This window comes from Nevskia sp. (assembly GCF_051860985.1).
Lineage (GTDB): Bacteria > Pseudomonadota > Gammaproteobacteria > Nevskiales > Nevskiaceae > Nevskia.
This window is the reverse complement of sequence record NZ_JBIMKV010000019.1, coordinates 24677-50810: the sequence shown is the minus strand read 5'-3', so window position 1 is coordinate 50810 and position 26134 is coordinate 24677. Positions and strand designations below refer to the sequence as shown.

General features: G+C 70.6%; 24 protein-coding genes. 14 read left to right on the top strand and 10 right to left on the bottom strand.

The annotated features are described in order from the left end of the window. Window positions 1–113: 113 nt before the first annotated feature. The 4 genes from ACTIGJ_RS16680 to ACTIGJ_RS16665 all read left to right on the top strand — a co-directional run bounded on the left by ACTIGJ_RS16680 (window position 114) and on the right by ACTIGJ_RS16665 (window position 3487). Window positions 114–2066, top strand: coding sequence for a DEAD/DEAH box helicase (locus tag ACTIGJ_RS16680; protein ID WP_439641448.1), 1953 nt, complete (start codon window positions 114–116; stop codon window positions 2064–2066). Window positions 2067–2179: 113 nt separating this feature from the next. Further along, window positions 2180–2614, top strand: a complete 435-nt coding sequence (locus ACTIGJ_RS16675; RefSeq protein ID WP_439641447.1) for a glycine zipper domain-containing protein — start codon at window positions 2180–2182, stop codon at window positions 2612–2614. 42 nt (window positions 2615–2656) lie between these two features. Next, entirely contained in the window at window positions 2657–2992 is a 336-nt protein-coding gene (locus ACTIGJ_RS16670) for a glycine zipper domain-containing protein (RefSeq protein ID WP_439641446.1), read from the top strand. Between the two features lie 339 nt (window positions 2993–3331). After that, window positions 3332–3487 carry a hypothetical protein gene (locus tag ACTIGJ_RS16665; protein ID WP_439641461.1) on the top strand — a complete coding sequence of 52 codons (156 nt, stop codon included), beginning with the start codon at window positions 3332–3334 and terminating at the stop codon, window positions 3485–3487. Between the two features lie 82 nt (window positions 3488–3569). Here the strand turns inward: ACTIGJ_RS16665 and ACTIGJ_RS16660 are convergent, their stop codons facing one another. Then, the gene (locus ACTIGJ_RS16660; RefSeq protein ID WP_439641445.1) at window positions 3570–5240 is read right to left on the bottom strand and encodes a choice-of-anchor I family protein; all 1671 of its coding nucleotides are present in this window, start codon (window positions 5238–5240) and stop codon (window positions 3570–3572) included. Window positions 5241–5376: 136 nt separating this feature from the next. Here ACTIGJ_RS16660 and ACTIGJ_RS16655 point away from each other — a divergent pair, with 136 nt between their 5' ends. The 3 genes from ACTIGJ_RS16655 to ACTIGJ_RS16645 all read left to right on the top strand — a co-directional run bounded on the left by ACTIGJ_RS16655 (window position 5377) and on the right by ACTIGJ_RS16645 (window position 7722). Then, window positions 5377–6279, top strand: coding sequence for a pirin family protein (locus ACTIGJ_RS16655; protein ID WP_439641444.1), 903 nt, complete (start codon window positions 5377–5379; stop codon window positions 6277–6279). Between the two features lie 5 nt (window positions 6280–6284). Next, entirely contained in the window at window positions 6285–7124 is an 840-nt protein-coding gene (locus ACTIGJ_RS16650; RefSeq protein ID WP_439641443.1) for a hypothetical protein, read from the top strand. A 181-nt stretch (window positions 7125–7305) separates the two neighbouring features. Further along, window positions 7306–7722 (top strand): hypothetical protein, encoded by a 417-nt coding sequence (locus ACTIGJ_RS16645; protein WP_439641442.1) that lies wholly within the window; start codon window positions 7306–7308, stop codon window positions 7720–7722. A 10-nt stretch (window positions 7723–7732) separates the two neighbouring features. On the opposite strand, the gene purT is transcribed toward ACTIGJ_RS16645, so the two are convergent. After that, window positions 7733–8917 carry a formate-dependent phosphoribosylglycinamide formyltransferase gene (purT, locus tag ACTIGJ_RS16640; RefSeq protein WP_439641441.1) on the bottom strand — a complete coding sequence of 395 codons (1185 nt, stop codon included), beginning with the start codon at window positions 8915–8917 and terminating at the stop codon, window positions 7733–7735. A 209-nt stretch (window positions 8918–9126) separates the two neighbouring features. Here purT and pyk point away from each other — a divergent pair, with 209 nt between their 5' ends. Further along, a complete protein-coding gene (pyk, locus tag ACTIGJ_RS16635) occupies window positions 9127–10554 on the top strand; it encodes a pyruvate kinase (RefSeq protein WP_439641440.1) in 1428 nt (475 codons plus the stop codon). Between the two features lie 24 nt (window positions 10555–10578). On the opposite strand, the gene ACTIGJ_RS16630 is transcribed toward pyk, so the two are convergent. Further along, window positions 10579–11895: a hypothetical protein gene (locus ACTIGJ_RS16630; RefSeq protein WP_439641439.1), complete on the bottom strand. Its 1317-nt coding sequence runs from the start codon at window positions 11893–11895 to the stop codon at window positions 10579–10581. A gap of 137 nt (window positions 11896–12032) precedes the next feature. Between ACTIGJ_RS16630 and ACTIGJ_RS16625 the strand changes: the two genes are divergently transcribed. Further along, the gene (locus ACTIGJ_RS16625; RefSeq protein ID WP_439641438.1) at window positions 12033–12734 is read left to right on the top strand and encodes a glycerophosphodiester phosphodiesterase; all 702 of its coding nucleotides are present in this window, start codon (window positions 12033–12035) and stop codon (window positions 12732–12734) included. A gap of 41 nt (window positions 12735–12775) precedes the next feature. On the opposite strand, the gene ACTIGJ_RS16620 is transcribed toward ACTIGJ_RS16625, so the two are convergent. After that, window positions 12776–13639, bottom strand: coding sequence for a MerR family transcriptional regulator (locus ACTIGJ_RS16620; RefSeq protein ID WP_439641437.1), 864 nt, complete (start codon window positions 13637–13639; stop codon window positions 12776–12778). A 117-nt stretch (window positions 13640–13756) separates the two neighbouring features. Between ACTIGJ_RS16620 and ACTIGJ_RS16615 the strand changes: the two genes are divergently transcribed. Both ACTIGJ_RS16615 and ACTIGJ_RS16610 read left to right on the top strand, forming a co-directional pair. Then, on the top strand, window positions 13757–14608 hold the full coding sequence (locus ACTIGJ_RS16615) for a metal-dependent hydrolase (RefSeq protein ID WP_439641436.1): 852 nt from the start codon (window positions 13757–13759) through the stop codon (window positions 14606–14608). 120 nt (window positions 14609–14728) lie between these two features. Continuing rightward, window positions 14729–15412 carry a glutathione S-transferase family protein gene (locus ACTIGJ_RS16610; protein ID WP_439641435.1) on the top strand — a complete coding sequence of 228 codons (684 nt, stop codon included), beginning with the start codon at window positions 14729–14731 and terminating at the stop codon, window positions 15410–15412. A gap of 31 nt (window positions 15413–15443) precedes the next feature. Here the strand turns inward: ACTIGJ_RS16610 and ACTIGJ_RS16605 are convergent, their stop codons facing one another. From ACTIGJ_RS16605 to ACTIGJ_RS16590, 4 genes are read right to left on the bottom strand one after another with little or no spacing between them, the layout of a single operon-like run. After that, window positions 15444–16055 carry a hypothetical protein gene (locus ACTIGJ_RS16605; RefSeq protein ID WP_439641434.1) on the bottom strand — a complete coding sequence of 204 codons (612 nt, stop codon included), beginning with the start codon at window positions 16053–16055 and terminating at the stop codon, window positions 15444–15446. A gap of 37 nt (window positions 16056–16092) precedes the next feature. After that, the gene (locus ACTIGJ_RS16600) at window positions 16093–16860 is read right to left on the bottom strand and encodes a hypothetical protein (protein WP_439641433.1); all 768 of its coding nucleotides are present in this window, start codon (window positions 16858–16860) and stop codon (window positions 16093–16095) included. Between the two features lie 11 nt (window positions 16861–16871). Continuing rightward, window positions 16872–17804, bottom strand: coding sequence for a hypothetical protein (locus tag ACTIGJ_RS16595; RefSeq protein ID WP_439641432.1), 933 nt, complete (start codon window positions 17802–17804; stop codon window positions 16872–16874). 29 nt (window positions 17805–17833) lie between these two features. Further along, a complete protein-coding gene (locus tag ACTIGJ_RS16590; RefSeq protein WP_439641431.1) occupies window positions 17834–18385 on the bottom strand; it encodes a hypothetical protein in 552 nt (183 codons plus the stop codon). Between the two features lie 232 nt (window positions 18386–18617). On the opposite strand from ACTIGJ_RS16590, the gene ACTIGJ_RS16585 reads away from it, so the two are divergent. From ACTIGJ_RS16585 to ACTIGJ_RS16575, 3 genes are all read left to right on the top strand, one after another. After that, window positions 18618–21347: a protein kinase domain-containing protein gene (locus tag ACTIGJ_RS16585; RefSeq protein WP_439641430.1), complete on the top strand. Its 2730-nt coding sequence runs from the start codon at window positions 18618–18620 to the stop codon at window positions 21345–21347. Between the two features lie 88 nt (window positions 21348–21435). Beyond that, complete coding sequence (ppk1, locus tag ACTIGJ_RS16580; protein WP_439641429.1) at window positions 21436–23577, top strand: polyphosphate kinase 1; 2142 nt, start codon at window positions 21436–21438, stop codon at window positions 23575–23577. Window positions 23578–23662: 85 nt separating this feature from the next. Next, window positions 23663–24484, top strand: a complete 822-nt coding sequence (locus ACTIGJ_RS16575; protein WP_439641428.1) for a CmcJ/NvfI family oxidoreductase — start codon at window positions 23663–23665, stop codon at window positions 24482–24484. Between the two features lie 10 nt (window positions 24485–24494). Here ACTIGJ_RS16575 and ACTIGJ_RS16570 read toward each other — a convergent pair whose 3' ends face one another. Further along, a complete protein-coding gene (locus ACTIGJ_RS16570) occupies window positions 24495–25214 on the bottom strand; it encodes a hypothetical protein (protein ID WP_439641427.1) in 720 nt (239 codons plus the stop codon). Window positions 25215–25288: 74 nt separating this feature from the next. Further along, a complete protein-coding gene (locus ACTIGJ_RS16565) occupies window positions 25289–26023 on the bottom strand; it encodes a queuosine precursor transporter (protein ID WP_439641426.1) in 735 nt (244 codons plus the stop codon). Window positions 26024–26134: the final 111 nt, after the last annotated feature.

Genomic DNA, 26134 nt, shown 5'->3' with positions numbered 1-26134 from the left:
GCCGCAAGCGGGTAAAATCGCGCGGTCTTTCGAGTGCCGCGATGTTTCGGGCGTTCGTAACGCCCATCCATCCCGGTCGCTCGCATCGACGAGTGTCCTACCCAGGTATCGACATGTCCGAATCCGTCGCCGACGGCACCGTTACTTTCCGTGATCTCGCCTTGTCGGAGGCCGTGCTGGCCGCCCTCGATGCCGTCGGTTACGAATCTCCGTCGCCGATCCAGGCGGCCACCATTCCGCAGCTGCTCGATGGCCGCGACGTGCTGGGCCAGGCGCAGACCGGCACCGGCAAGACGGCAGCGTTCGCGCTGCCGATCCTGTCCAGGCTCGATCCCGAGCAGCGGCCGCCGCAGGCGCTGGTGCTGGCGCCGACGCGCGAGCTGGCGATCCAGGTCGCCGAAGCGTTCCAGAAGTACGCGGCGAAGATTCCCGGCTTCCACGTGCTGCCGATCTACGGCGGCCAGAGCTATGGCCCGCAGCTGTCGGCGCTGCGGCGCGGCGTGCACGTGGTGGTCGGCACGCCGGGTCGCGTGCTCGATCACATGAAGCGCGGCACGCTGGACCTGTCGCAGATCAAGTGCCTGGTGCTCGACGAAGCCGACGAGATGCTGCGCATGGGCTTCATCGAAGACGTCGAGTACGTGCTCAAGGAAACCCCGCCGCAGCGGCAGGTGGCGCTGTTCTCGGCGACCATGCCGGCGGTGATCCGGCGCATCGCCCAGACCTATCTGAAGGACCCGGCGGAAGTCACGATCAAGTCGAAGACCTCCACCGCCACCAACATCCGCCAGCGCTACTGGCTGGTGTCGGGCTACAACAAGCTCGATGCGCTGACCCGCATCCTCGAAGCCGAAAGCTTCGACGGCATGATCATCTTCGCGCGCACCAAGGCCGCGACCCAGGAGCTGGCCGACAAGCTCGAAGCGCGCGGCTACAACGTCGCGGCGCTGAACGGCGACATGGAGCAGCGCGCCCGCGAGCACACCGTGAACCGGCTGAAGGACGGTCGCCTCGACATCGTCGTTGCCACCGATGTCGCCGCACGCGGGCTGGACGTGGAGCGCATCAGCCACGTCTTCAACTACGACATCCCGACCGACACCGAGAGCTACGTGCACCGCATCGGCCGTACCGGCCGCGCCGGCCGCTCGGGCGAGGCGATCCTGTTCGTCGCACCGCGCGAGCGGCACATGCTGAAGCTGATCGAGCGCGCCACGCGCCAGCCGATCACGCCGATGGAGCTGCCGTCGATCGAAGCGGTCAACACCCAGCGCATCGCCCGCTTCACGCAGAAGATCGCCGAATCGCTGGAAAGCGGCGGGCTCGATGCGTTCAAGGCCATCCTCACCGACTTCTCGACCGAGCGCGGCGTGGAGATGCTCGACATCGCCGCTGCGCTCGCCAAGCTGGTGCAGGGCGATGCCGACCTGCTGCTCGACCCGGTGCCGGAACCGGTGGCAGCGCCGGCACGCGGCTACAGCGTTGAATCGGCCGGCTCGCCGTCGCGTCCGTCGCCGGCCCCACGCCGGGACTTCGAGCGCGTCGCGCCGCCGCCGTCGACCTATGCCGAACGCCGCGCTGCTGCGGCTGCGGCCGGCAATCCGTCGGCGCGCCCGCCGCGCGCCGCCCGGCCGACCCGCTCCGAGCCGCCGGTACGCGCCGAGCGGCCGCTGCGTCCCGACGATGCCAGCCCGGCGCCGCGCAGCTTCGACGAAGCACCGCGCCCGAGCCCGAAGCGCGCGCCGCGCGAGGAATCGGTGCCGATGGAAACCTTCCGCGTCGAGGTCGGCTACGCCCATGGCGTGAAGCCCGGCAACATCGTCGGCGCGATCGCCAACGAAGCTGGCGTCGAATCGAGCTTCATCGGCCGCATCGAGATCGAGAACGACTACAGCCTGGTCGATCTGCCGGCCGGTATGCCGAAGGAGATCTTCCGCGACCTGCAGAAGGTCTGGGTGGTCGGCCGCCAGCTGAAGCTGAGCCGGCTCAATGCGCCGCCGGCGAAGACGCCGTACGAAGCGCCGGCCGGCGGCAAGCCGAAGCCGAAGAAGCCCCGCCCGGGCTGATGCCGGCGGCCTGCCAATGGCAGGCCGCAGCGGTTCAGGCGCAATTCAGCGCCGCGCCTGCAAGCTCGGTCTCACGATGCAAACGGCATCGACACCTTTCTCGGGAGACCGTCATGTTCAAGTCCATTCTCGCGGTCGCGCTGCTGGCGACTGCGATCACCTCACCGGCGATGGCCGGCAGCCGGAGTGACCAGATCCTCGGGGCCGCCATCGGCGCGGCCGCCGGCGCTGCCGTCGGCAACTCGGTGGGCGGCCGCGATGGCGCGGTGGTCGGCGGCGCACTCGGTGGCCTGGTCGGCGCGTCGGTCGCCAGCCAGAACCGGGATCGTTACGACAATCGTCGCTACGACGATCGCGATCGCGGCTATGACCGCCGCTATGTCGACGACCGCCGCTACGATCGCCGTTACCCGCCCCGCTACGACGACCGTCGCTACTACGGCGGCTACAGCCGCACCAACGTCTATGTCTACGAGGACGACCGGCGCGGTCACGGCCATCACCACGGCCACCATGGCCATCGCCATGACCGCTACTGCCGCGATTGATCCGCACGCCGAATTCCACCTTTCTTCGTCGAGAATCCGCCCATGAACATCCGCAGGCTGACCACGGCCCTGTGCCTGACCACCGCCCTCTCCATGCCGGCCTTCGCCGGTGACACCACCGGCGCCGTGATCGGCGGTGCCATCGGCGGTGGCGCGGGCGCCGCCGTCGGCGATTCGGTCGGCGGCCGCGAGGGCGCGATCCTGGGCGGTGCCATCGGCGGCGCCACCGGGGCCGCGATCGGCGCCAATGCCGGCCGCGACGGCAGCCGCAGCGCGCCCCGCCGCGACGATCGCCACCGCCCGCGTCACCGTGACCACCGCCATGACCACGGCCGGCACAAGGGTCACGGCAAGCAGCACCGCCACCACGATCACTGATCGCGCCGATCGCGATGCCGCTGAACGCGCCGAAGACCGTGCTGGAAGCCGCGCTCGGCAACGGCATGGTGCGGAAGTTCCGCGACTTCGCGCTGGTGGTGCTCGACGGCGAGGGTGCGCTCTGCGTGCCGGCCGACATCTGGCTGCCGGCCGCGTCCTGGGCGCATGGCCGGGCGCCGTCCGGCAACCGCGTGCGCGATCGCCAGCAGCTGCTCGGTCGGCTTGAAGTGCTGGTCACCCGGCGTGGAACGGCGGTGGTGTCGACCAGCGGCGCGCCGCTGCGGCTGGCGCGGCTGCGCGAGCAGATGAAGCGCGAGGGGCTGGACATCGGCGAATGGAATTTCCCGGCCGCAGCGGTGCTCGACGCGGCGCTGCCGCCGCTACCGTCTTCGTCGGCCCGCCCGGCTGCAACTGCGGCTGCCGACGCGGCCGGGCCGGTCGATCCCGATCCGCCGCTCGCCTGAGCTGGCCGGCGACGCTCGGCGATCGCAGTAAAAAGCCCCGCTCGGCGCACTGGCCGGGCGGGGCTTTTCAAACCTTCCTGCGGCAGGCGTCGTGAGCGCCTGCCGGCTGATCTCTAGTTCTGCGGGTTGATCGCGAACAGCCGCGTCGTGCCGCTGACCTCGTTGCCGATCACCAGCAGCGGCTGGCCGGTCGGGCTGTTCGCCGCCGGGATGAAGGCCAGGCCCTCCGGACCGTTGTCGGTCGGTGCCGGGCCGGTCGGCGACAGCGAGAAGTCACGCGTGTTGACGTAGTCGACATAGCGCGACTGCGCCGGCACCGTCACGTCGTAGATCATCACGCCGCCGATCCGCTCCAGGCCGATGAAGGCGTAGGTGCGGCCGTCGATGGCGCCCAGCACCACGCCTTCCGGCTCCGGGCCCTTGTTGTCGCTGCGGTCGTCGAAGTTGTTGTTGTCATTGGAGGCGTTGAAGTTCATCGGGTAGCGGGCGGCGGTGATCCGCTCGAAATCCGAACCGGAGTCGAACACCTGCCGGCCCTGCGACGACCAGATCGAGAACGAGCGGCCGCCGAGCGCCTGCAACTCGGTGAACTGGCCGGCGGCATTGCGCGGCGCGGTGGCCGGCGAAACGGTCAGACGGCCGAGCCGGGTGTTGTCGCGCAGGCTTTCGATGTCGCCGAACACGGCCGGGTCGAGCGCCTCGGCGCCGAGCGCGCGGACGCGGACCGTTTCCTCGCCGGGGATGAAATCGTTGCGGTCGTCGCCCTCGTTGGCGGTGACGTAGAAGGTTTCGCCGCCGGCCTGGTAGCTGGCGATGGCATCCGGCAGGTACAGGCCCTTGACCGGCCAGTTGCGGATGTTGATGGCGTTGTCGCGGTCGCTGGCGTCCAGCTCGTTGCCGGCCACCGCGTGGTCCTTGCTGCCGAACGGAATCAGCGTCTTCAGGCGCGGCCGGCCGAGATCGCTGATGTCGATCACCGCCGCGGCGTTGGCTTCCTGCAGCGTCACCCAGGCGGTCTTGCCATCTGGCGACACGGCGACGTACTCGGGTTCCAGATCCTGGGCGACGGTCGCGCCTGGGCCGTAGATGCGGATGCCGGCCGCCCGCAGTTCGTCGACGCGGCCGTTCAGCGCCCGGAAGCCGACCGTGTTGCGCAGCGTGCGCGGTTCGACACCGGTATCGGCCACGCAGCGCAGCGCGGTGACGAAGCTGCGCGGGCTCGGCTGGGCGTTGTAGCAGTCGCGGACGGCGCGCAGGTCGACCACGGTGACCGAGCCTTCCGGATCGACCGAATCCGGCCGGCCGTAGCCGTTCGACTCGCCCTCGTTGGCGATCAGCAGGCCGCGGCCATCCGGCGTGAAGGTGACCATGTCGGGCAGCGCGCCGACCGGGAACTCGACGATCTTCTCCAGCGTCGCGGCGTCGTAGAACACCACCTTGCCGGGGTTGGTCTTGATGTCGGCCGCGAACACCGCTGCCACCAGGCCATCGCGCACGGCGATCGAATTGGCGTTGCCGCCGGCTTCTTGCAAGGTGCGCCGCAGCGCCGGCCGGGTCGGATCGCGGATGTCGAGCACGTCGATGCTCGCCGCCGCCGCGTTGACCACGAACAGGCTCTGCGTGCCCGGATCGTGGGCGACGATCTCGGCGGCGCTGGCGCCGCGAACGCCGGAGTCGTACTGACCCAGCGGCGTCAGCGTCACGCCGGCGGCGCTGGCATCCAGCACCGGCATCGCAGCGGCAAAGGCCAGCGCGGCGGCGGCCTTCCAGTTGAACTTCGTCATCGTGGCTCCCCGTTGGAATTGAAGAGCCGTGGAGCCTAGTCAGCGCATGTTGACGGCATGTGACAGCAGCCGGCTGCCCGCAGTACGGCGGGCCGCGCCTATCATCGCGGCGAACCTGCTCCTGCCCGGCCTGACCATGACCGCTCCGACCGCTTCCTCCTGCATCCTCGACCGCATCGCCGGCCGCAGCCGCGACCTCGGCGGCTTCGCCGTGCGGCGGGTGCTGCCGATTGCCCACCGCAAGCTGGTTGGCCCGTTCGTGTTCTTCGACGAGATGGGCCCGGCGGTCTTCACGCCCGGCGGCGGTATCGATGTGCGGCCGCATCCGCATATCGGGCTGGCCACGGTCACCTATCTGTTCGAGGGCCGCATCCGCCATCGCGACAGCCTCGGCAGCCTGCAGGACATCACCCCCGGCGACGTCAACTGGATGACCGCCGGGCGCGGCATCGTCCACTCCGAACGCACCCATCCGGATGACCTCGCCAACGGCTACGCGATCCACGGCATCCAGAGCTGGGTGGCGCTGCCGGCGGCCGACGAGGAGATCGAGCCGGCCTTCGTCCACCACCCGGCGGCCAGCCTGCCGCGCGTGCAGCGCGACGGCGCGCGGCTCAGCGTGATCGCCGGGCGGGCCTACGGCGTGCAGTCGCCGGTCGCGGTGCGCTCGCCGACGCTCTACGTGGCGGCCGAGCTCGATGCCGGCGCGGTGCTGCCGGTCTGCGGCGAGCACGAGGAGCGCGCCGTCTACGTGGTCAGCGGGGCGGTGGAGATCGGCGGCGAAGCGGTGCCGCCCGGCGAACTGGCGGTGCTGGTGCCCGGTGCCGAGGTGACGGTCACCGCCCGCAGCGCCAGCCGGCTGATGCTGCTTGGCGGCGCCCGGCTGCCGGAGGCGCGCACGGTCTGGTGGAACCTGGTGTCGACGCGCCCGGAGCGCATCGAACAGGCGAAGGCCGACTGGCTGCGTTACGGCGAGGCCGGCAGCCCGTTCCCGGCGGTGCCCGGCGAGCACGAGTTCATCCCGCTGCCCAGCGCCTGAGCCGGATGCGCGCGCCCGTCGACACCGACTTCGACCGCTACGTCGGCATCGACTGGTCCGGCGCCGCCCAGCCGGGCTATGCCGGCGTGGCGGTGGCCAGCTGCGCGGCCGGCCGTGCGGCACCGGCGCTGGTGCCGCCGCCCGGCAAGACCTGGACGCGCGCCGCCGTGCTCGACTGGCTGCAGCGCGAACTGGCGCGGCCGCAGCGGCTGCTGGTCGGCTTCGATTTCGCCTTCGCGCTGCCCGGCGACGGCCGGCCGGCGCCGGCGCTGTGGGCCGACATCGACGCTCGCTGCGCGGCCGATGGCGACCTGCTCGGCAGCCGCTACGCAGCGGGCGATCCGCGTTTCTGGACCGCCGGCCCGCAGCCGCCCGGCTGGAACGCGGCGCCGAGGGCCACCGAAAGCGCCTGCCGCGATGCCGGTCTCGGCAACCCGCAGACGCCGTTCCAGCTGATCGGCGCTAAGCAGGTTGGCAAGGGCGCGCTGGCCGGCATGCGGCTGCTGCACCGGCTGCAGGTCGACGACCCCGCCCGGGTCGCGATCTGGCCATTCGACGCAGCCGCCGGCCACGACCGGCGCTCGGTGGTCTGCGAGATCTATCCGCGGCTGTTCATCCGGCAGGCCGGCTTCGGCAACGCCAAGCTGCGCAGCCGCGAGGATCTCAACCACGCGCTCAACGCGCTGGCCTCGATCGGGCTGGCGCGCGGCAGCTTCGACGATCACCAGTGCGATGCGCTGGTCACCGCCGCCGGCCTGCGCCACGGCGCCGCCGATCCCGGCCTGTGGTCAGCCGGGGCAGGGCAACCGGAAGGCTGGATCTTCGGCGTGCCGCGCCGGGCCTGAGCCTCGCGGCCGCGTCGGCGCGCCATCCATCGGCCAACTGCTGCCTTTCGCGGCGACCGGGCCGGGCGCCGGGGCCGAAGCAGTGTCTCGTACCGGTTGAGCCGGGCCGGAACCCGATGCCGCAGACCCCGGGATCGCCCCGTGGCCGTCGCAGCGTTGCCGGCCGGCCCCGGAGACCCCGATGCTCGTCACGCAGCACGCGCGCCATACCGCCCTGTACCGGGTCATGCGGGGGCAAGGTGTGCGCGGCGTCTGCGATCGGATCGCGTTCCAGCAGCTGGAACGCGTCTGGGAATGCGAATGCGGCCTGCGCCGTGCCGATCTGACCACGTCGATCCGCGAACTGGTCGACAGCGGCGCGCTGCTGCAGCACCCCGGTCCGGACGGCCCGGTGCTGGAAGTCGGCGATCGCGGCTGCCTGCCGCTGCAGCCGCGCCTGCTGCTGCTGCGCGATTTCCGCTGGACCGCGCCGCTGGCCAGCCTGGCGCTGGCGCTGCAATCGGCGGTGACGCTGTTCCGCGCGCGGCTGCGCACCCGCCATCTGCTGCGCCGCTCGACGACCCTGGTGATCGACCGCCGCAGCCGCGACGAGGGCTGAGCGGGCAGCGTCAGTCGGCGATGCTGATCGCCGCTGCCGCCTGCCGCGCCTTGGCCCGCGCCGCGTCGACGTCATCGGCCAGCGCCAGGGTCACGCCCATGCGCCGGCGGCCGGACAGCGACGGCTTGCCGAACAGGCGCAGCTGGGTGTCCGGCGCCGCCAGCGCTTCGGCGATTCCGGTGTAGCGCGGCGCGACGTGCTCGCCTTCCATCAGCAGCGCGCAACTGGCGGCGGCGCCGCGTTGCCGGATGTTCGGCACCGGCAGGCCGAGGATGGCGCGGGCGTGCAGCGCGAACTGCGGCAGGTCCTGCGAGATCAGCGTGACCAGGCCGGTGTCGTGCGGGCGCGGCGACACCTCGCTGAAGATCACCTCGTCGCCCTTGACGAACAGCTCGACGCCGAACAGGCCGCGGCCGCCGAGGTTGGCGGTGATCTTTTCGGCAATCGCCTGCGCCCGCTGCAGTGCCAGCGCCGACATCGGATGCGGCTGCCAGGATTCGCGGTAGTCGCCGTCGATCTGCAGGTGGCCGATCGGCGCGCAGAACGACGTGCCGCCCGAATGGCGAACGGTCAACAGCGTGATCTCGTAGTCGAACGGGATGAAGCCTTCGACGATCACCCGGCCGGCGCCGGCGCGGCCGCCTTCCTGCGCGTAATCCCAGGCTTTCTGCACGTCGGCCGCCGACTTGATGGTGCTCTGGCCCTTGCCGGACGACGACATCAGCGGCTTGACCACGCAGGGAATGCCGATCGCCGCGACGGCGGCCTGGTAGTCGGCGAGGTTGTCGGCGAAGCGATACGGCGAGGTCGGCAGACCCAGCGTTTCCGCTGCCAGCCGGCGGATGCCTTCGCGATCCATGGTCAGCCGCGCGGCGCGGGCGGTTGGGATCACGGTGGCAGCGCCCTCGGCTTCCAGCGCCTGCAGGGTCGGCGTGTGGATCGCCTCGATCTCCGGAACGATGAAGTGCGGCCGCTCCAGCGCGACGATGCGGCGCAGCTCGTCGCCATCGAGCATCCTGATCACATGGCTGCGATGGGCCACCTGCATCGCCGGCGCATCGGCATAGCGATCGACGGCGATGGTCTCCACGCCCAGCCGCTGCAGCTCGATCACCACTTCCTTGCCCAGCTCGCCGCTGCCGAGCAGCATCACGCGGGTGGCGTTCGGGGACAGCGGGGTGCCGAGGACGGTCATGGGCGGGTTCGCGGAAGTCGGGAAGGAGCCGCCATTTTGCCCGCTGCCGTCGCCCGGGGCAGCGCCTTCCACGCGGCTGCCGGCGGCGGCCGCCCGGCGTCGCCGCGCCGCGAGCCGGCGGGTGATGTGGTGCAATGCCGGTGCAGCGCTTGCAGATGCTGGCGCTGCCCGCATCGCGCCGTGATCCTTCCGCCCGCCGACCTGCCGCCATGAACCGTCGCACCAAGATCCTCGCCACGCTCGGTCCTGCCACCGACGACCCCGCCGTGCTGAAGCGGCTGCTGATGGCCGGCGTCGACGTCGTCCGCCTGAACTACTCGCACGGCAAGGCCACCGACCACGCCCGTCGCGCCGCTGCGGTGCGGGCTGCGGCCCACGAGATGGGCTACGACATCGGCGTGCTCGCCGACCTGCAGGGCCCGAAGATCCGCATCGAAAGCTTTGCCGACGGCCCGGTCGAACTGATCGAGGGCGCGGCGTTCCGGCTCGATACCGCGCTGCCGGCCGAAGCCGGCGATGTCCATGCCGTCGGCTGCGCCTACAAGGCGCTGCCGGACGACACCCGGCCGGGCGACATCCTGCTGCTCAACGATGGCGCGATCACCCTGCGGGTCACCGCCGTCAAGGGCAGCTGCATCGACACCGTGGTGGTGCTCGGCGGCGTGCTGTCGAACCGCAAGGGCATCAACAAGCAGGGCGGTGGCCTGTCGGCGGCGGCGCTGACCGACAAGGACCGCGAGGACCTGGTCCACGCGATTTCGATCGGTGCCGATTTCATTGCCGTCAGCTTCCCGCGTTCGGCGGCCGACATGCACGAGGCGCGCGAGCTGATGAAGGCGGCCGGCGGCAGTGCCGCGCTGGTCGCCAAGATCGAGCGCGCCGAGGCGCTGCCGAATCTCGAGGCCATCATCAAGGCCAGCGACGTGGTGATGGTGGCGCGCGGCGATCTCGGCGTGGAGATCGGGGATGCCGAGCTGCCGGGCTGGCAGAAGAAGATCATCGCCGCCTCGCGCGAGGCCAACCGCATGGTGATCACGGCAACGCAGATGATGGAGTCGATGATCGTCAACCCGATTCCGACCCGTGCCGAAGTGCTCGATGTCGCCAACGCGGTGATGGACGGCACCGATGCCGTGATGCTCTCCGCAGAGACCGCCACCGGCAAATGGCCGGTCAAGACCATCGAGGCGATGGCGCGCGTATGCGTCGGCGCCGAGCGGGCGATGCCGAGCCGCGAGCGCTCGCGGCGGACGATGGGCAGCCACTTCGAGCGCATCGACGAAGCCGTGGCGATGGCCACCACCTGGACCGCGCAGCAGATGCACGCCAAGGCCATCGTCAGCCTGACCGAGTCCGGTTCGACGGCGCTGATGGTGTCGCGCACCGACAGCGGCATTCCGGTCTACGCGCTGACCCGCCACGAGCGGACCCGCCGCAAGATGGCGCTGTGTCGTGGCGTCTACCCGGTGAGCTTCGATCCCTCGACCTCGGACGCGATGCAGGCCGAACGCGAAGCGATCGCCTGCCTGAAGTACCGCCGGGTGATCGTCACCGGTGACCGCGTGCTGCTGACCCGTGGCGACCTGACCGGCGAGATGGGCGGCACCAACACGATGAAGATCGTCACCGTGGCCTGAGACCGGCGCTGCGGCCGGCTGCGTTCAGGGCGCGGCGGCGCAGCTGGCGATGATGCTGGCCGGCGTGTCGCCGGCCCGGACCCGAGCGCTGAACAGCGTGCGCGGACAGCTGACGGCGATCGGCGCGTAGTCACCGATCACGGCGCGGGCGTCCTGGCCGCTGCCGACCCGCTGGATCGCGCCGGCGAAATCGACGGCGGCGATCAGCTGCCGGTAGATCAGCAGGCCCCGGCCATCGCGAACCGCGCCGAACGGCAGCGCCGCGAAGCCCCGGGCGCGCAACGGCAGCGCCGGCAGCCCGTCGCCGAGCGCCAGGTGGTAGCGGCCGGCGGCATCGACCGGAATGCTGCGATCGGCTGCGCAGGCGACCACAGTCGTGCGCTGCTCGTCGTTCTGGCAGAACGACCAGTAGCGCACTTCCGGGCGCAGCGGCACGGCGATGAAGCGGTCGCGGAAGGTCGGTGCGCGGCCCTGCACCAGCAGCACGTCGTCGCTGCGGCGCACGGCCAGCGCCATGTAGGCGGCGTCCTGGTTGAGGCCGAACTGGCTGTTGGCCTCGCCGTCGTCGCCGATGTCGTGGAACACCTCGAAGCGGCGCACGCGCGGGCTGCTGCCGGCTGTCGCCACGACGTCGGCGGCGGTCGTCGGCGCGGGCACCGCGTCCGCCATTGCGGCGGAGGCATCGACATTGGCGTCGGCGGCAGCGGCGTCGCCCCCTGCCGGGCGCAGCGGCGGTCGGCAGGCATCAGGCGCGAACAGCGGCCGGTCGCCGTCCGGCGTTTCCAGCACCACGACCGGCAGCGGCACCCGCGTTTCCGGAAGGTAGGCGCGCAGCCATAGCCGGGCGCGCACCGGCGCGTCGATGCGGGTGCCGGTGTACAGCGTGTTGCGGGGCCGCTGCCGGGGCGGCGCGCCGTACTCGACATACGCGGTGTAGCGACCGCCGGGGCGGATCGCCGGATTGCTGGCGGTGGGACCGAGCAGGGTCGAACGGCTGCCGGGATCGGCCCGCAACCGGTAGTCGGCCAGGTGGTCGACCGGATCGAAGCGGGCGTCATAGGTCTGCAGCGAGAAGTAGCGGGTGCCGAGGAATTCGCCCTCCACCCGCACGCGCGCGCCGGCCGGCGGCCGGGCCGGCAGATCGATCTGGTAGTAGCGGGCATTCGCTTCCGGATAGGCCAGCGCCACTGGCGGCTCGTACCAGCCGCAGACCGGCGGCAGCAGCTGGGCCGCAGCGCTGCCGGGCAGACCGGCGGCCAGCGCCAGCACGGCGGCCGTGCAGCGGCCGATCAACAGCGGGACGGCGCGGCGGGCGGCGTCGACAGCGGGCAGACGGAGCATGGTTCGAGGGGTCCTGAGCCGATCGAGGGACGCCGGTCGCGGCGACCTGCGCAGCTGCCACGCAGCGGCGGGTCATCCGTCTGTCCGGCGCGGGGCGAGCGTAAAGTAAGGTTCCGCCTGCCGCAGACGAGCCCGTCATGTTCTCCAGCGCGTTCACTGTCATCGGCCATCGCGGCGCGCGTGGTCACGCGCCGGAAAACACCCTGCTGGCGATTGACACCGGCATCGCGCTGGGGGCGCCGTGGGTGGAGTTCGACGTGCAGCGGCATCCGTCCGGCGCGCTGCTGGTGTTCCACGACCTGACGCTCGATCGCACCACCAACGGCCACGGCTTTCTGGCCGATCAGCCGCTGGCGGCGCTGCGGGCGCTCGATGCCGGCGGCGGCCAGCTGATCCCGACGCTGCAGGAAGTGCTCGACCTGGTTGACCAGCGGGTCGGCGTCAACATCGAGCTGAAATCGGCCGGCGGCACGGCCGAGGCGGTGGCGGCGGTGATCCGCAGCTATGTGGAGGCCGGCTGGCCGGTCGAGAAGTTCCTGGTGTCGTCGTTCCACCTGCCCGAACTCTGGGAGTTCAAGCAGTTGGCGCCGGAGATTCCGGTCGGCGCGCTGCTCTGCGGCGTGCCGCTGGACTGGGCCGGCTGCGCGCTGGAACTGGGCGCGGCGACGCTGAACCTGTCCTCGGAATTCGTCGATCCCAGGCTGATCGCCGATGCCCATGCCCACGGCATCAAGGTGTACGTCTACACGGTCAACGATCCGGCCGAAATGCGCCTGCTGCGCCAGATGGGCGTCGACGGCGTGTTTACCGATTACCCGGATCGGGCGCTGGCGATCTAGCGGCGCGCGTCGAGCGCCGTCCGGCCTGTTTCAGGCCGTGCTCAGGCGTCGTCGGAATCGGCCTGGGCGGCGCCCTGCAGGCGGGCCCGCTCGAACTGCTCCAGCACGTGGCTCAGGCGGTCGCCGAGATGCTGGGTGGCGGCGCGCTGCATGGCCCGCGACACCTCGGCGTGCACGGCCATCTCGACCAGCGGCCGCAGGCGCCAGATCAGGTCGCCGATCTCGGCCGATTCCTCCGGTGGCGGCAGGCCGTCGCCGTACTTTTCCAGCAGGTGCTTGTCGATCAGCTGCACCATCGCTTCGGCAGCGCGTTCGACATTGGCGCGCAGCTGGCTGACCACGTCGAGCATGTCGGCCAGCGGGATGCCGGTCTTCACCAGCTCGGCGGCGGCGATGATCATCTTCGGGCTCGGCGCGACGAACTTCGCGCCCTGCTGCTGCAGGATGTCGAGGTCGACGACCGTGGCCAGCACGCGCGGGTCGAAATTGCCCTCGAACAGCTTGATCAGGTCCGGCAGCGAATAGGTCATCGGCTGCTCGTCGGTCCAGGGGCTGGCGACCGCCGATTCGATGCCGATCACCTGCGCCAGGTTCTGGCCCTGGTCGAGTGCCTCGATCAGTTCGCCGATCGACGACAGCGTGTACCCGCGCGCCAGCAGCTGGCCGATGATCCGGAGCCGCGACAGGTGCTCGGCGTTGTAGACACCGGCCCGGCCGCGCCGCTCGGGCGGCGGGATGATGCCGCGATCCTGGTAGGCGCGGACGTTGCGCACCGTGGTGCCGGCCTGGCGGGCCAGCTCGTCAATGGTGTACTCGCGGACGGCCGTGGTCGTCGTGCCGGCGCTGCCGGCACGGGCGGCGCCAGTCTGCGCAAACGGGGATAGCCGACCGAGAATGCCTTTCATGCCGTGAATCATACCTACGACACCGGCTCGCCGATCCGCGGCAGGATGCCTGTCTTTACTGTGACATCAATCAATGGCACAGTTATTTCAGATCATTTCCCTGCCGGAGTTGTCCCGATGATGCCGATCCGCCGTGACCTGAAGTTCGACCTCGCCGCCATCGACCTGAAGCGCTGGAACGCCCACGGTCCGCTGCTGAGCGCCTACATGAACACGCTGTCGCTGTTCTTCCCGGACGGCGAGCGCTTCTTCATCCATTCGCTGCGCCATTACCGCGACCAGATCAGCGATCCGGAGCTGAAGCAGCAGGTCACCGCGTTCATCGGCCAGGAAGCCATGCACGGCCGCGAGCACGAGGAATACAACGAACGCCTCGAAGCCCAGGGCCTGCCGGCGGCGCAGCTGGGCCGCGAGATCTTCGCGATCATCGAAGCGGCCAAGAAGCTGCCGCACGAGGTGCAGCTGTCGATCACCATCGCGCTGGAGCACTTCACCGCGATCTACGGCGACCTGCTGCTGCGCAAGCCGGAGATCATCGAGGGCTCGGACCCGACGATGACCGCGATGTGGCGCTGGCATGCGCTGGAGGAAACCGAGCACAAGGCGGTGGCCTACGACGTCTACAGCAAGGTCATGGGCAAGACGCTGCGGGCCTATCTGCTGCGCACGTCGGCGCTGGTGGTGATCACCGGCGTGTTCCTGTCGGCCATCGCCTGGACGATGGCGCGCATGGTCAAGGCCGACGCCGAACACCGCCACGGCCTGCGCGACTGGGCGAAGTTCGGCTGGCTGATGCTGGGCCCGGTCGGTGCGCTGCGCGGCATCGCGCTGCCGTGGCTGGACTACTTCAAGCCGGGCTTCCATCCCTGGGATCACGACAACCGCGCGGTGCTGGCGCAGATCGACGCGCTGGCCGCGCAGTACGCGGCGGCGCCGCGCAAGCTGGCGCCGGTGGCGGTCGCCGCCTAGGCGCATCGCGGCACCCAACGGGCCGGCGCTTCCGCAAGGACGCCGGCCTTTTTCGTGTCGGCTGGCGAGACGCTGGCGATCGCGCTAGCGTCGGCCACCTTTTCGAAGCCGAGTGTTCCGATGATCGACCTGTTCACTGCCCCGACCCCGAACGGCCACAAGGTGTCGATCATGCTGGAGGAACTCGGCGTGCCGTACACGGTGCAGCGCGTCGATCTCGGCAGCGGCGCGCAGAAGACGCCGGAGTTCCTCGCCATCAATCCGAACGGCCGGATTCCGGCGATCGTCGACCACGCGCCGCAGGACGGCGCGGGCCCGTTCGCGGTGTTCGAATCCGGCGCGATCCTGGTCTACCTCGCCGAGAAATACGGCCAGCTGCTGCCGACCGACACCCGCCTGCGTTCGGAAACGCTGCAATGGGTGATGTTCCAGATGGGCGGCGTCGGCCCGATGCAGGGCCAGGCCAACGTGTTCTTCCGCTACTGGCACGAGAAGTACCAGCCGGCGATCGACCGCTACCAGAACGAGACCCGGCGCCTGTACAAGGTGCTCGACAGCCGCCTCGAAGGCCGCGACTTCCTGGTCGGCCCGGGGCGCGGCAGCTATTCGATCGCCGACATCATCAATTTCACCTGGCCGAACATCCACGGCTGGGCCGGCGTGGCGATCGACGACCTGCCGAACCTGAGCCGCTGGCGCAGCGCCATCCGCGACCGCCCGGCCGTGCAGCGCGGGCTGGCGGTGCCGGGCGATGTGCCGGCGGCCGATGTCGTCAAGTTCGCGCAGGCGATCGTCGTTCGCTGAACCACGCTGCACGCCGGCCCGCGCGGGCGCTTCAGACTTTCGGCGGCCCGTGCTGGGTGCGCAGCTGCGTGGTCAGCGCACTGATCCCGGCCTTGAATGCCTTGCGGCGGCGGACGATCCACAGGATGCCGCCGATGCCGAGACCGGCGAACAGCAGGCCCGTGAAGAAGGTGCCCCCGAGCAGGGCGAAGACGCCGCCGACACCGGCAAACACGCCGACCACGATCAGCAGGTTGTAGAACATCGGCCCACAGCTGTCGTTGACCGCCTTGGCGACCCAGTCCATCGAGCCGGTGTTGTGGTTGAGGATCGCCACGTACGGGCCTTCGTGCTTGCCGGCCCGGATCGCCAGCACCAGGGTCAGCCACTGGCCCTTGCGTACCGCCAGATGCACGTCCGACAGCTCCAGCGCCCGTTCCTCGCCGCTGGCGGCGCGGACGAAGATCTGGTCGTGCGTGGTGGTGTGCGAGCGCACCGGCGCGCTGGATGAAAAGCCGGTGCCGTTGTGGCTGTAGCCGCCACCGCCGCCGCCGGAAATCTGCGTGGTGGTCCACTTCTGCGATTCCAGCACTTCGCCGCTGAAGGTATGGATTTCGATCGGCCGGCTGCCGACGTGAAGCGTGGTGATCAGGCTGGCGGACATGGGGGCTCCTGGGTGACGGGTGGGGGCGGGGACTGCGTCATGGCGAACCATCGGCCAGGCGAACCTGGGCGATCTCGCCGCCGTTGCTGCCGGCGATACCGAGCTGGAAGGCGGTGATCCGGGCATCGACCTGCGGGCCGTTGCCGCGCATCCGGGCACCGGTGATGGTCAGGTCGATGTCGACCTCCACGGTCCGGTACTGGGTCTTGCGCTTCAGCGCCTCGGCCTCGGCGGCGGGCATCGGCCAGCGATAGGCCTCACGGGCGTTCTGCATTGCCAGCGCGGCGCTGTCGCGCTGATGGCTGAAGGTGAAAAGGCTGCCCGGCTGGAAGGCGCTCAGGTACCAGACCCCGGCGGCGGTGTCGTAGTCGCCCAGCTGTGTGGTGGTGCGGATGCGCAGCCGGCCGCTATCGGCCACCGCTGCCAGCACGGCTTCCAGCCGCTGACGTTCGGCAGCCAGCGCCGCATCGCGCTGGAACTCGTTGGCCTGGCGCACGGCCGGGCTGGCCTCGGCCCAGCGGGCGATGGTGGCCACCGGGTCGCCGCCGGCCAGCCGCTGGGCCAGCAGGATCATCTGCAGATCATCCGGATAGGCCAGCAGGCCGCTGCCGAACGACGCAGCGGCAGCGCCGCCAGCACCGGCGGTGCCGGGGCGTGCGTCGCCCGCTGCAGCCCGTGCCGCCGGTGCCGCCCCGACCGCTGCCGGAGCGGGCCCAGCAGCGGTAGCGGTCGGAGCCTGATCGCCGCAGCCGGCCATCGCCAGCACCGACAGCGACAGGCCAGCTGCCTGCGCGCCGCGCGCCATCGCCGACGGCCTCACAGCTTCGGCGCCGAGCCGGACGCGGCGTCGACTTCCGACTGGCGGCGCGCGGCATCGAGCCGGTCCAGTTCGGCCTGCAGGGCATCGCCGTAGTCGATCAGCTGCTGCTGGTGCGCCATGCCGACGTACAGCGTCTGCACCAGCTGCGGGTTGTCGCGCGGCGGGATCAGATCGGCGCTGATCGACAGTCCGCAGCCTTCGCGCCAGGCCTGCGAGCCGTTGTGCCGGGCGCTGATGCCGTAGCACTGGGTGAACTGCGGGCTGGCCTTGCTCAGCGGCTCGCCGGCGGTGTCGTAGCGCCAGCTGGCGGTGCCGCTCGGCTGCTCGGTCAGCTCGCCTTCCCGGCCGTACTTGTCGCGTAGCGCCTGCAGCACCGAGGCGCGCGACGGCATCGCGCCCGGCTTCCAGTTCTGCGTGCGCCAGATGCCGACCACGGTCTGGTGGCCGTCGAGGCCCGGCGCGGCCACCGAGATCAGCTCGTCGACATGCTCCCAGACACGCCGGCCGAGGCCGCACTTCTGGGCATCGCCAAGGCTCTTGAACACGCACTCGGCGGTGTCGCCGCGCTGGATCGTGAAGCCCTGGTTCCGCAGCACCGTGCTGCCGGTGCGCAGCTGCTGGAACCAGCGCGGCGTGAAGCCGATGACGCCGTCGTCCATCGCGCAGCGCGCGTGGTTGAGCGCTTCGTCGAACGACATGCCGAGCTTGAGCCCGACGATGTCCGGGCCCGGCAGCGCGGTGCCGGCCTTCGACGGGCAGCGGGCGTCGGGCAGGTTGTCTTCCGGACGGGTCGAGGCCTTGTTGCCGGCAGCAGCCGGTGCCGGCGAGGCGGCGGCGATCTTCGGCGGCGCATCACTGCCACCGCAGCCGGCCGCGAGCAGCGCGGCGGTCAGCGCGAGGGACAGCAGGGTGGGGCGGTTCGGTGGCATCGGCGCAACTCCTTGGCGTGGGGATCGGGTCAGTAAGCGGGCGACCAGCCGCCCTTGGCCTTGTTGATCAGCAGCATCCGGACGGTGTCGTCGCCGGTGGCGATCAGCGCCGCCAGCGCTGGATCGCGGGCCCAGTCGGCGTCGATCCGGCGGCGCAGCCGCGCCTCGGCCTGCACGGTGGCGGCGCCGTTGATCTCGGACGGGCGGGTGTAGTCGATCACCTCGACGATCTCCGCCCGGCCGTAGCAGAAGCCCTGGGCCGGACGGATCTGCGCGCGGCCGGCGTCGGTCAGGCTGAATTCGAGGCGCGGCCCGGCGGCCGCCGGATCGTGATCGGCCGGCAGCTCGCGGCGGCTCAGCAGGCCGGCCCGTTCCAGCGCCGACAGCCACAGCAAGGTTTCGCGCTGCGCCGGCCCGGCCGTGATCACCGCCGGGTATGGCGCTTCCAGCCGGAAGCACAGCGCCCGGTCATGGCGTTCGGCGAAGCGCTGGCGGATGTCGTCCTCCAGGTGATCGCCGCAGGCGGCCAGCAGGCCGAGCACGGCAGCGGCAACGGTGATCAGGCGAAAGGCGCGCGGCATCGGCATCGGGCGTTCGCGGCGGGTCGGGAATGCGTTGCAGCCTCCGGCACCGGCGGCGCCTCGGCCATCACGCCAGCTAACGGATTCCTAACGCGCTGCAAGCTGCTGATTTGCCAAGGGCTCGTCAGCCGGTCGCCGGCGGCCTGCGGGTTCCCCCGGCCATGTCGGCGGCTTACAGTGAAGCCGCCGCGCGCCGGGTCGGCCTGCGGTCAGGCGAGTGTTCGGGGAGGTGATGCGCGTGGCTGTCGACGCTGGCTCGGAAATGCCGCTGTACCGCTATCGTTTCGGCAGCGTCGAGTTCGACGAGGTGCGCTTCGAGCTGGTGGTCGGCGGTCTGGTCGTCGAGCTGGAGCAGAAGCCGCTGCAGCTGCTCGCCGAGCTGCTGCGCCACGTCGGCGAAGTGGTCACCAAGGAGGAGCTGTTCGCGCGCGTCTGGAGCGGCCGGCCGACGGTCGACAACGTGCTGCCGAATGCCATCGCCAAGCTCCGCAAGGCGCTCGGGCCGGCCGAGGCCGAGCGGATCGTCACGCTGCCGAGGCTCGGCTACCGCTGCAACGGCCCGGTCGAACGCGTTGCCAGCGGCCGCCGGCTGGCCAGCCGCCTGCAGCTGGCCGGCGCCCAGACCGTGCCGCAGCGGCCCGAATGGCAGCTGGAGCGGCAGCTCAATCCGTCGCGCGCCAGCGAGGTCTGGCTGGCCCGGCACGGCCGCACGCGCGAACTGCGGGTGTTCAAGTTCAGCGGTGACGGCGAGCGGCTGGCGATGCTCAAGCGCGAGGCGACGCTGTACCGCGTGCTGGTCGACGGCCTCGGCGAGCGCGACGACTTCGCCCGCATCGTCGACTGGAACTTCGAGGCGCCGCCGTTCTTCCTCGAATGCGAGTACGGCGGCGACAACCTGCACGACTGGGCGGACGCCGGTCACCTGGCGGCGCTCGATCGTCCGGCGCGGCTGGCGCTGTTCCTGAAGATCGCCCACGCGGTGGCCGCCGCCCACGGCGTCGGTGTGCTGCACAAGGACCTGAAGCCGGCCAACGTGCTGATCACCGCGGCCGCCGACGGCCGCTGGCGGCCGCGGCTGACCGACTTCGGCAGCGGCCGGCTGCTGAACCCGGAACGGCTGGCCGCGCTCGGCATCACCCGGCTCGGCATGACCGTGACCGAGGCCTTCAACGGCGACAGCAGCGGCACGCCGCTGTACCTCGCGCCGGAGCTGATCGCCGGCCAGGCGCCGACCGTGCAGAGCGATGTCTACGCGCTCGGCCTGCTGCTCTGGCAGTTGCTGGTCGGCGACCTGAACCGGCCGATCGCGCCGGGCTGGGAGGCCGGCATCGGCGATCCGCTGCTGTGCCAGTCGATCGCGCTGGCCACCGACGGCGACCCGGCGCGCCGGCTGCCGACGGTGGCCGCGCTGATCGAGCACCTGGCGGGTCTTGAGGCGCGCCGCGCGGCCGCTGCCGACGCGCGGCTGCGCGAGCAGCGGCTGATCGAGGCCGAGGCGGCGCTGGCCCGCAACCGGGCGCGGCGGCCGTGGATCGCGGCGGCGACCGCAGCGCTGGTCGCCGGCCTGGCCGCCACCGCCTGGCAGTACCGCGCCGCCGACCGCGCCCGTGACGAGGCGATCGTGCAGGCGGCGCTGGCCACGGAGATGAACCGCTTCCTCAACGTCGACCTGCTCGGCGGCGGTCGCAGCCGCACCTCGACGATCGCCTACGACCGCAACCCGACCCTGCGCGAGCTGATCGACGCCGCCCGCCTGCGCCTTGACGGCCGCTTCGTCGAGGCGCCGCTGATCGAGGCCGGCATCCGCACCACGCTCGGCCGTGCCTACCGCATCCTCGGCGACTACGCGACCGCCGAAGGCGAGCTGCGCCGGGTCACCGAGCTGAACCGCCTGCAGCGGCTGCCGGACGATGAGCAGCGGCTGCTCGGCGAATACGATCTGGTGACGGTGCTGGTGCGATTGTCGAAGTTCGACGAGGCGAAGCAGCGCCTGGACGAAGCCGATGCGCTGGCCGGCGTGCGCCGCGCGGCGATCGGCGAACTGGGCCTGCGCGCTCAGCTGGCGCGCGGCAGCTACCACTTCCAGCGGCTGGAGCTGACGCCGGCGCTGGAGGCCTACAGCGCCGCCCAGGCCATCCAGCGCGCCGTGCAGCCGGACGACATCGCGCTGGCCGCCCATATCCGGCTGACCATCGGCGATGCCCGGTTGCGGCTCGGCGAACCGGCTGCCGCGCAGGCCATCGCCCAGGAAATCCTGGCCGGCGATCCCTACACCGAAGCCAATGTCGGGCTGTCGACGCTGGGCACCGCGCGGCGTCTGCTCGGCAATGCGCTGCGCAATCTCGGCCGGCCGGCGGAGGGCATTCCGTATCTGCAGCAGGCGGTCGCCGATCACGAGAAGGCGCGCGGCCCGGATGACCAGTCGACGATCGCCGCGCTGTCCTCGCTCGGCTACCTGTACAGCCTGGTCGGCGATGTCGCCCGGCGCGCCGAGATCCAGCGCGAGGTCTATGCCCGCAGCGTCCGCCGCTGGGGCGAGGCCAACCAGTACACGCTGGTCGAGCGGCTGAACCTGGGCGATGCCGAGCACGAGATCGGCCGGCTGGCGGTGGCCGAACGGCATCTGGCGGCGGCGGTGCAGGGTCTGGTCAAGACCTCGGGCGAAGGCTCCAGCCTGGTCGATGCGGCGCGTTTCTCGCACGCCAGCGTGCTGCTGGCGCTGGGCCGGCACGGCGACGCGCTGGCCGTGCTGACGCCGGTGTCGAGCGGCCGGCTGGCCGATGCCTCGGCCGATGCCAGCGGCGCCGGCAAGCTGGCGGCGCTGCGCGGCCAGGTGCTGATCGGCCTCGGCCGCCGCGACGAGGGCCGCGCCGAACTGCAGCAGGCGCTGGCCCTGCTCGGCGGAGAAGGTGCGGACGAGGCCGAGCTGGCGCCGCTGCGTGCCCTGCTGGCTGGCCGGTGAACCCGCGGTTCCGGCGCGCTGTCACAAAAGCTTCATAAAACAGGCTTCTAGTAGGATTCCCCATCCCTTCATCGCGTTCCCGCTCCGCATGACTGCCATGCCGCCGTCGCCGCTGCCCACGTTCATCAACCGCGAACTGTCGCTGCTCGAATTCAATCGCCGGGTGCTGGCGCAGGCGGAGGATGTCCGGGTGCCGCTGCTGGAGCGGCTGAAGTTCCTGTGCATTTCCTGCTCGAACCTCGACGAGTTTTTCGAGATCCGCGTTGCCGGTCTCAAGCAGATGGTCAAGGTCGGCGCTACGACGGTCGGCCCGGACGGCAACACGCCGACCGAGCTGCTGGCGGCGATCGCGGCTTCCGCGCATGCGCTGGTCGACGACCAGTACCGGGTGCTGAACGACGTGCTGATCCCGGCGCTGGAAGCCGAGTCGATCCGCTTCCTGCGCCGCGCCAGCTGGTCGGCAGAGCAGGAGATCTGGCTGAAGGCCTACTTCGAGAACGAGGTGATGCCGGTGCTGTCGCCGATCGGCCTCGATCCGGCGCATCCGTTCCCGCGGATCATGAACAAGTCGCTGAACTTCATCGTCGGCCTCGACGGTCGCGATGCCTTCGGCCGCAACATCGGCTACGCGGTGGTGCAGGCCCCGCGCGCGCTGCCGCGGTTGATCCAAATTCCGGCCAGCGTGCCGGGCACCGGACCGCACGATTTCGTGTTCCTGTCGAGCGTCATCCATGCCCAGGTCGGCCAGCTGTTTCCAGGCATGGAGCCGAGCGGCTGCTACCAGTTCCGCGTCACCCGCAATTCGGACCTGCTGGTCGACGAGGCGGAAGCCTCGGACCTGCTCGAAGCGCTCGAAGACGAGCTGGAGCAGCGCCAGTGGGGCGATACCGTGCGGCTGGAAGTGGCGCACAACTGCCCGGACGAGCTGATCCGCTACCTGGCCGACGAGCTGAACCTGTCGAACGCCGACATCTACCCCTGCAACGGCCCGGTCAACCTTATGCGGCTGCTGACCGTGCCGGATCTGATCGACCGCGCCGATCTCAAGGACCTGCCGTTCACGCCGCGCGTGCCGAAGCCGCTGGCCGGCGACCTGTTCGCGGCGATGCGCGAGAAGGACCGGCTGCTGCAGCATCCCTACGATTCCTTCGCGCCGGTGCTGGAGCTGCTGCGCCAGGCCGCGAAAGACCCCAACGTGCTGGCGATCAAGCAGACGCTGTACCGCACCGGCGCCAAGAGCGCGGTAGCCGAGGCGCTGATCCAGGCCGCCCGGGCCGGCAAGGAAGTGACCGTGGTCGTCGAGCTGCGGGCGCGCTTCGACGAGGCCGACAACATCTCGCTGGCGGAAGCGCTGCAGGACGTCGGCGCTCATGTCGTCTACGGCGTGGTCGGCTACAAGACCCACGCCAAGATGATGCTGATCGTCCGCCGCGAGGACAGCGGCCTGCGCCATTACGCGCACCTCGGCACCGGCAACTACCACCCGCGCACCGCGCGGATGTACACCGACTACGGCCTGCTGACCGCCGACGCCGAAATCTGCCGCGACGTCCACAACGTGTTCCTGCAGCTGACCAGTCTTGGCAAGGTGCCGGCGCTGACCCGGCTGCTGCAGGCGCCGTTCACCTTGGCCACCGGCATCCGCGAGCGCATCGACCACGAACGCCGGCAGGCGCTGGCCGGCAAGCCGGCGCGGATCGTCGCCAAGATGAACGGCCTGGTCGAGCCGGAAACCATCAAGACGCTGTACGAGGCCTCGCAGGCCGGCGTGCAGATCGACCTGATCGTGCGCGGCATGTGCTCGCTGCGGCCTGGCGTGCCGGGGCTGTCGGACAACATCCGGGTGCGCTCGGTGGTCGGCCGCTTCCTCGAGCACCAGCGGGCGTTCTGGTTCCACAACGGCGGCCACGACGAGGTCTGGCTGTCGAGCGCCGACTGGATGGAGCGCAACCTGCTGCGCCGGGTCGAGATCGCCTTCCCGCTGCGCGATCCGGAGATCAGCAGCCGCGTGCGCGAGCACCTGGAAACCTATCTCGCCGACACTGCGCAAAGCTGGCTGCTGCAGGAAGATGGCCGCTACCTGCGCGCCGAAGGGCCGAGCGACGCCATCAGCGCCCAGTTGCGGATGCTGGCCGAAGCCGGTGTGGTCGTCGTGCCCGGCCTGTCCGGCGGCGACGAGCCGGTGCTGAAGCTGACGCCGAAGGCGCGGCCGCGGCGCAAGTCGAACTGACGGCGGCGGGACCGGGCGCGTCCCCCTTGCTGGGCCGCGCCGGCCCGGCAACCATCGGCCAGACCCTTCCCGGAACCGCCCGCCGATGACCGCTTCCGCCCCGATCCTCGCCACCCTGCACTACAGCGCCGACAACGGCCGCCGGCTGAACACCTGGTTCTACGAGCCGGACGGCGACGTCGACCGCAATCCGCCGGGCAGCGAGGCGCGCACCGTGCCGATCCATGATGGCTGGCCGCAGGCAGACCGGTTCAGCGCCGACCGCGAAGGCTTCGAGATCCACGATTTTCCGGCCGGCTTCACCGCCTTCGACGATGACGCGGCGGTGACCGCTGCCTATTACGCGCAGGTCGTCGAGCATGTCCGGCAGCACAGCGGCGCGCGCCGCGTGGTGGTGTTCGATCACACGATCCGCCGCCGGATGCCGGCCGACGATCTGAGCGTGCAGACCACCGTGCAGCGTCCGGCGGTACTGCTGGTGCACAGCGACTACACCGAGCGCAGCGGCCCGCAGCGGCTGCGCGACCTGCTGCCCGACGAGGCGGACGCGCTGCTGGCGCGCCGGGTGGCGTTCTACAACGTCTGGAAGCCGCTGTATGCGCCAGTCGAGGAACTGCCCTTGGCGATGTGCGATGCCAGCACGCAGTCGCCGGACGATCTGCTGCTGATGGACCTGAAGTACCGCGAGCGCACCGGCGAGATCCACGTCATGCGCCCGAATCCGGCGCATCGCTGGTTCTACTTCCCCGGCATGGATGCCCGTCAGGCGCTGCTGCTGAAGACCTACGACTCGGCCACCGACGGCCGGGCCCGGTTCATGTTCCACAGCGCCTTCGAGCATCCGGACACGCGGCCCGATGCCCGGCCGCGCGAGAGCATCGAAGTGCGGACGATGGCGTTCTTCTGAGCGGGTCCGCTCAGCGGCCGAACAGGCCGCCGAGATCCGGCAGCACCGTTGGTTCGGCCGGCAGCGCGAAGCGCGGCGCCGCCGGGCTGGCCGGATCGAGCCGTTCAAGCAGGAAGCTGTTGCCGACCCGCAGCAGGCCGGTGCCGCGCTTGCGCAGTTCGGCGGCCAGCTGCTCGTTGGCCTCGGCATCGAGTTCCGGGAACGCCTTGGCGACGATGCGGCCGGTGGCCAGCAGCGCATCGGTCAGCTCGCGCACGCGCGGGTCGGCGGTCAGCACCAGTTCGTCCCGGCGCTCGTGGCCGGCCTTGTTGACCGTGGTCAGCAGCCAGACGCGGCCGCTGAGGCCGGCGATGGTCTCGCTGCGTCCCGGTCCGGTCAGGCTGACGAAGCGGCCGTCGGTGACCAGGCTGCGCGGCGCCAGGCTGCGCGCCAGGCCGCCGAACTTCGCCATCGTCTGGGCGTAGTCGAAGACCATCTGCTGGCCGTTGAGATCGGCCACCGCATAGGCGCGGCCGTCGCGCACCAGCAGGTAGCCGTCGACGCCGCGATCGGCCTGCACGCGCACGCGATTCGGCGTGTCGAACTCGATTCGCGAGCGCACCGAGGTGGCGGCGGGATCGTTCAGATTGTCGCCGGCTACCACCGTGGCGCTGCCGGCGGCGCGCGCAGCGCCGGCGAGCAGCAGCGCGACGAAGGCGGCGAGGAAGGACAGGTACAGGCGGGTCAGCATCGGGGCTTCCGGGAGTCGGGACCGGCCCGGACTGTTGCAGCCGCTGCCCGAACCGCAGCTGAACGCCGGCACTGTCAGTCGATCCGGCGCGACTCGCCTTCGTCCTTCAGCGAGAACGGCGAGAACGAGGTGTGGGTGTCATAGGTGTCGACGCCCTCGGCGCGTTTCAGCGCATGCACCACCCAGTAGGTGGCCGGCGTGAACAGCACTTCGACGCCGATCTTGAACAGCACGTTGAAGGCCATCAGCGAGGCGAGCGTGGCGTTGTCGAGAATGCCGAAGAACGCCACCGGGTAGAACAGCAGGCTGTCGATCGACTGGCCGCAGATCGTCGAGCCGATGGTGCGCATCCACAGGTGCCGGCCCTGGCTCCAGACCTTCATCCGCGCCATCACGAAGGAGTTGACGAAGTCGCCGACCCAGAACGCCAGCATGCTGGCGACCACGATCCGCCAGGTGTTGCCGAACACCGTTTCCAGCGCCGGCTGCAGCACCTTGTTGTAGTCGGACGTCGGGCTGGCCGGCATCGCCAGGATGATGCTGCTCATCGTGGTGGCGAAGATCATCGCCGCGAAGCCGGCCCAGATCGCGCGGCGGGCGCGGGCGTAGCCGTACACCTCGGTCATCACGTCGCCGAAGATGTAGCTGACCGGGAAGAACAGATTGCCAGCGCCGAAGGTGACGATGCCGATCACCGGCAGGCTCACCACGCAGGCCTTGGCCGGGCCGATCAGGTTGGAGCACAGCAGCACCGCGACGGTGCCGGCCATCAGGAAGTCGTAGTAGCGGAAGTTGCGCAAGACCTGCATCCCGGAGTCGCTGCCGCCGGTCGCGGCCGGGGCAGCATAGCCAAGTTGGCGCGGCTGCCGAACGGGCCGGCCGCTGTCTTCCGTTACGACTGCCCTGCTGCGGTCGCAGCG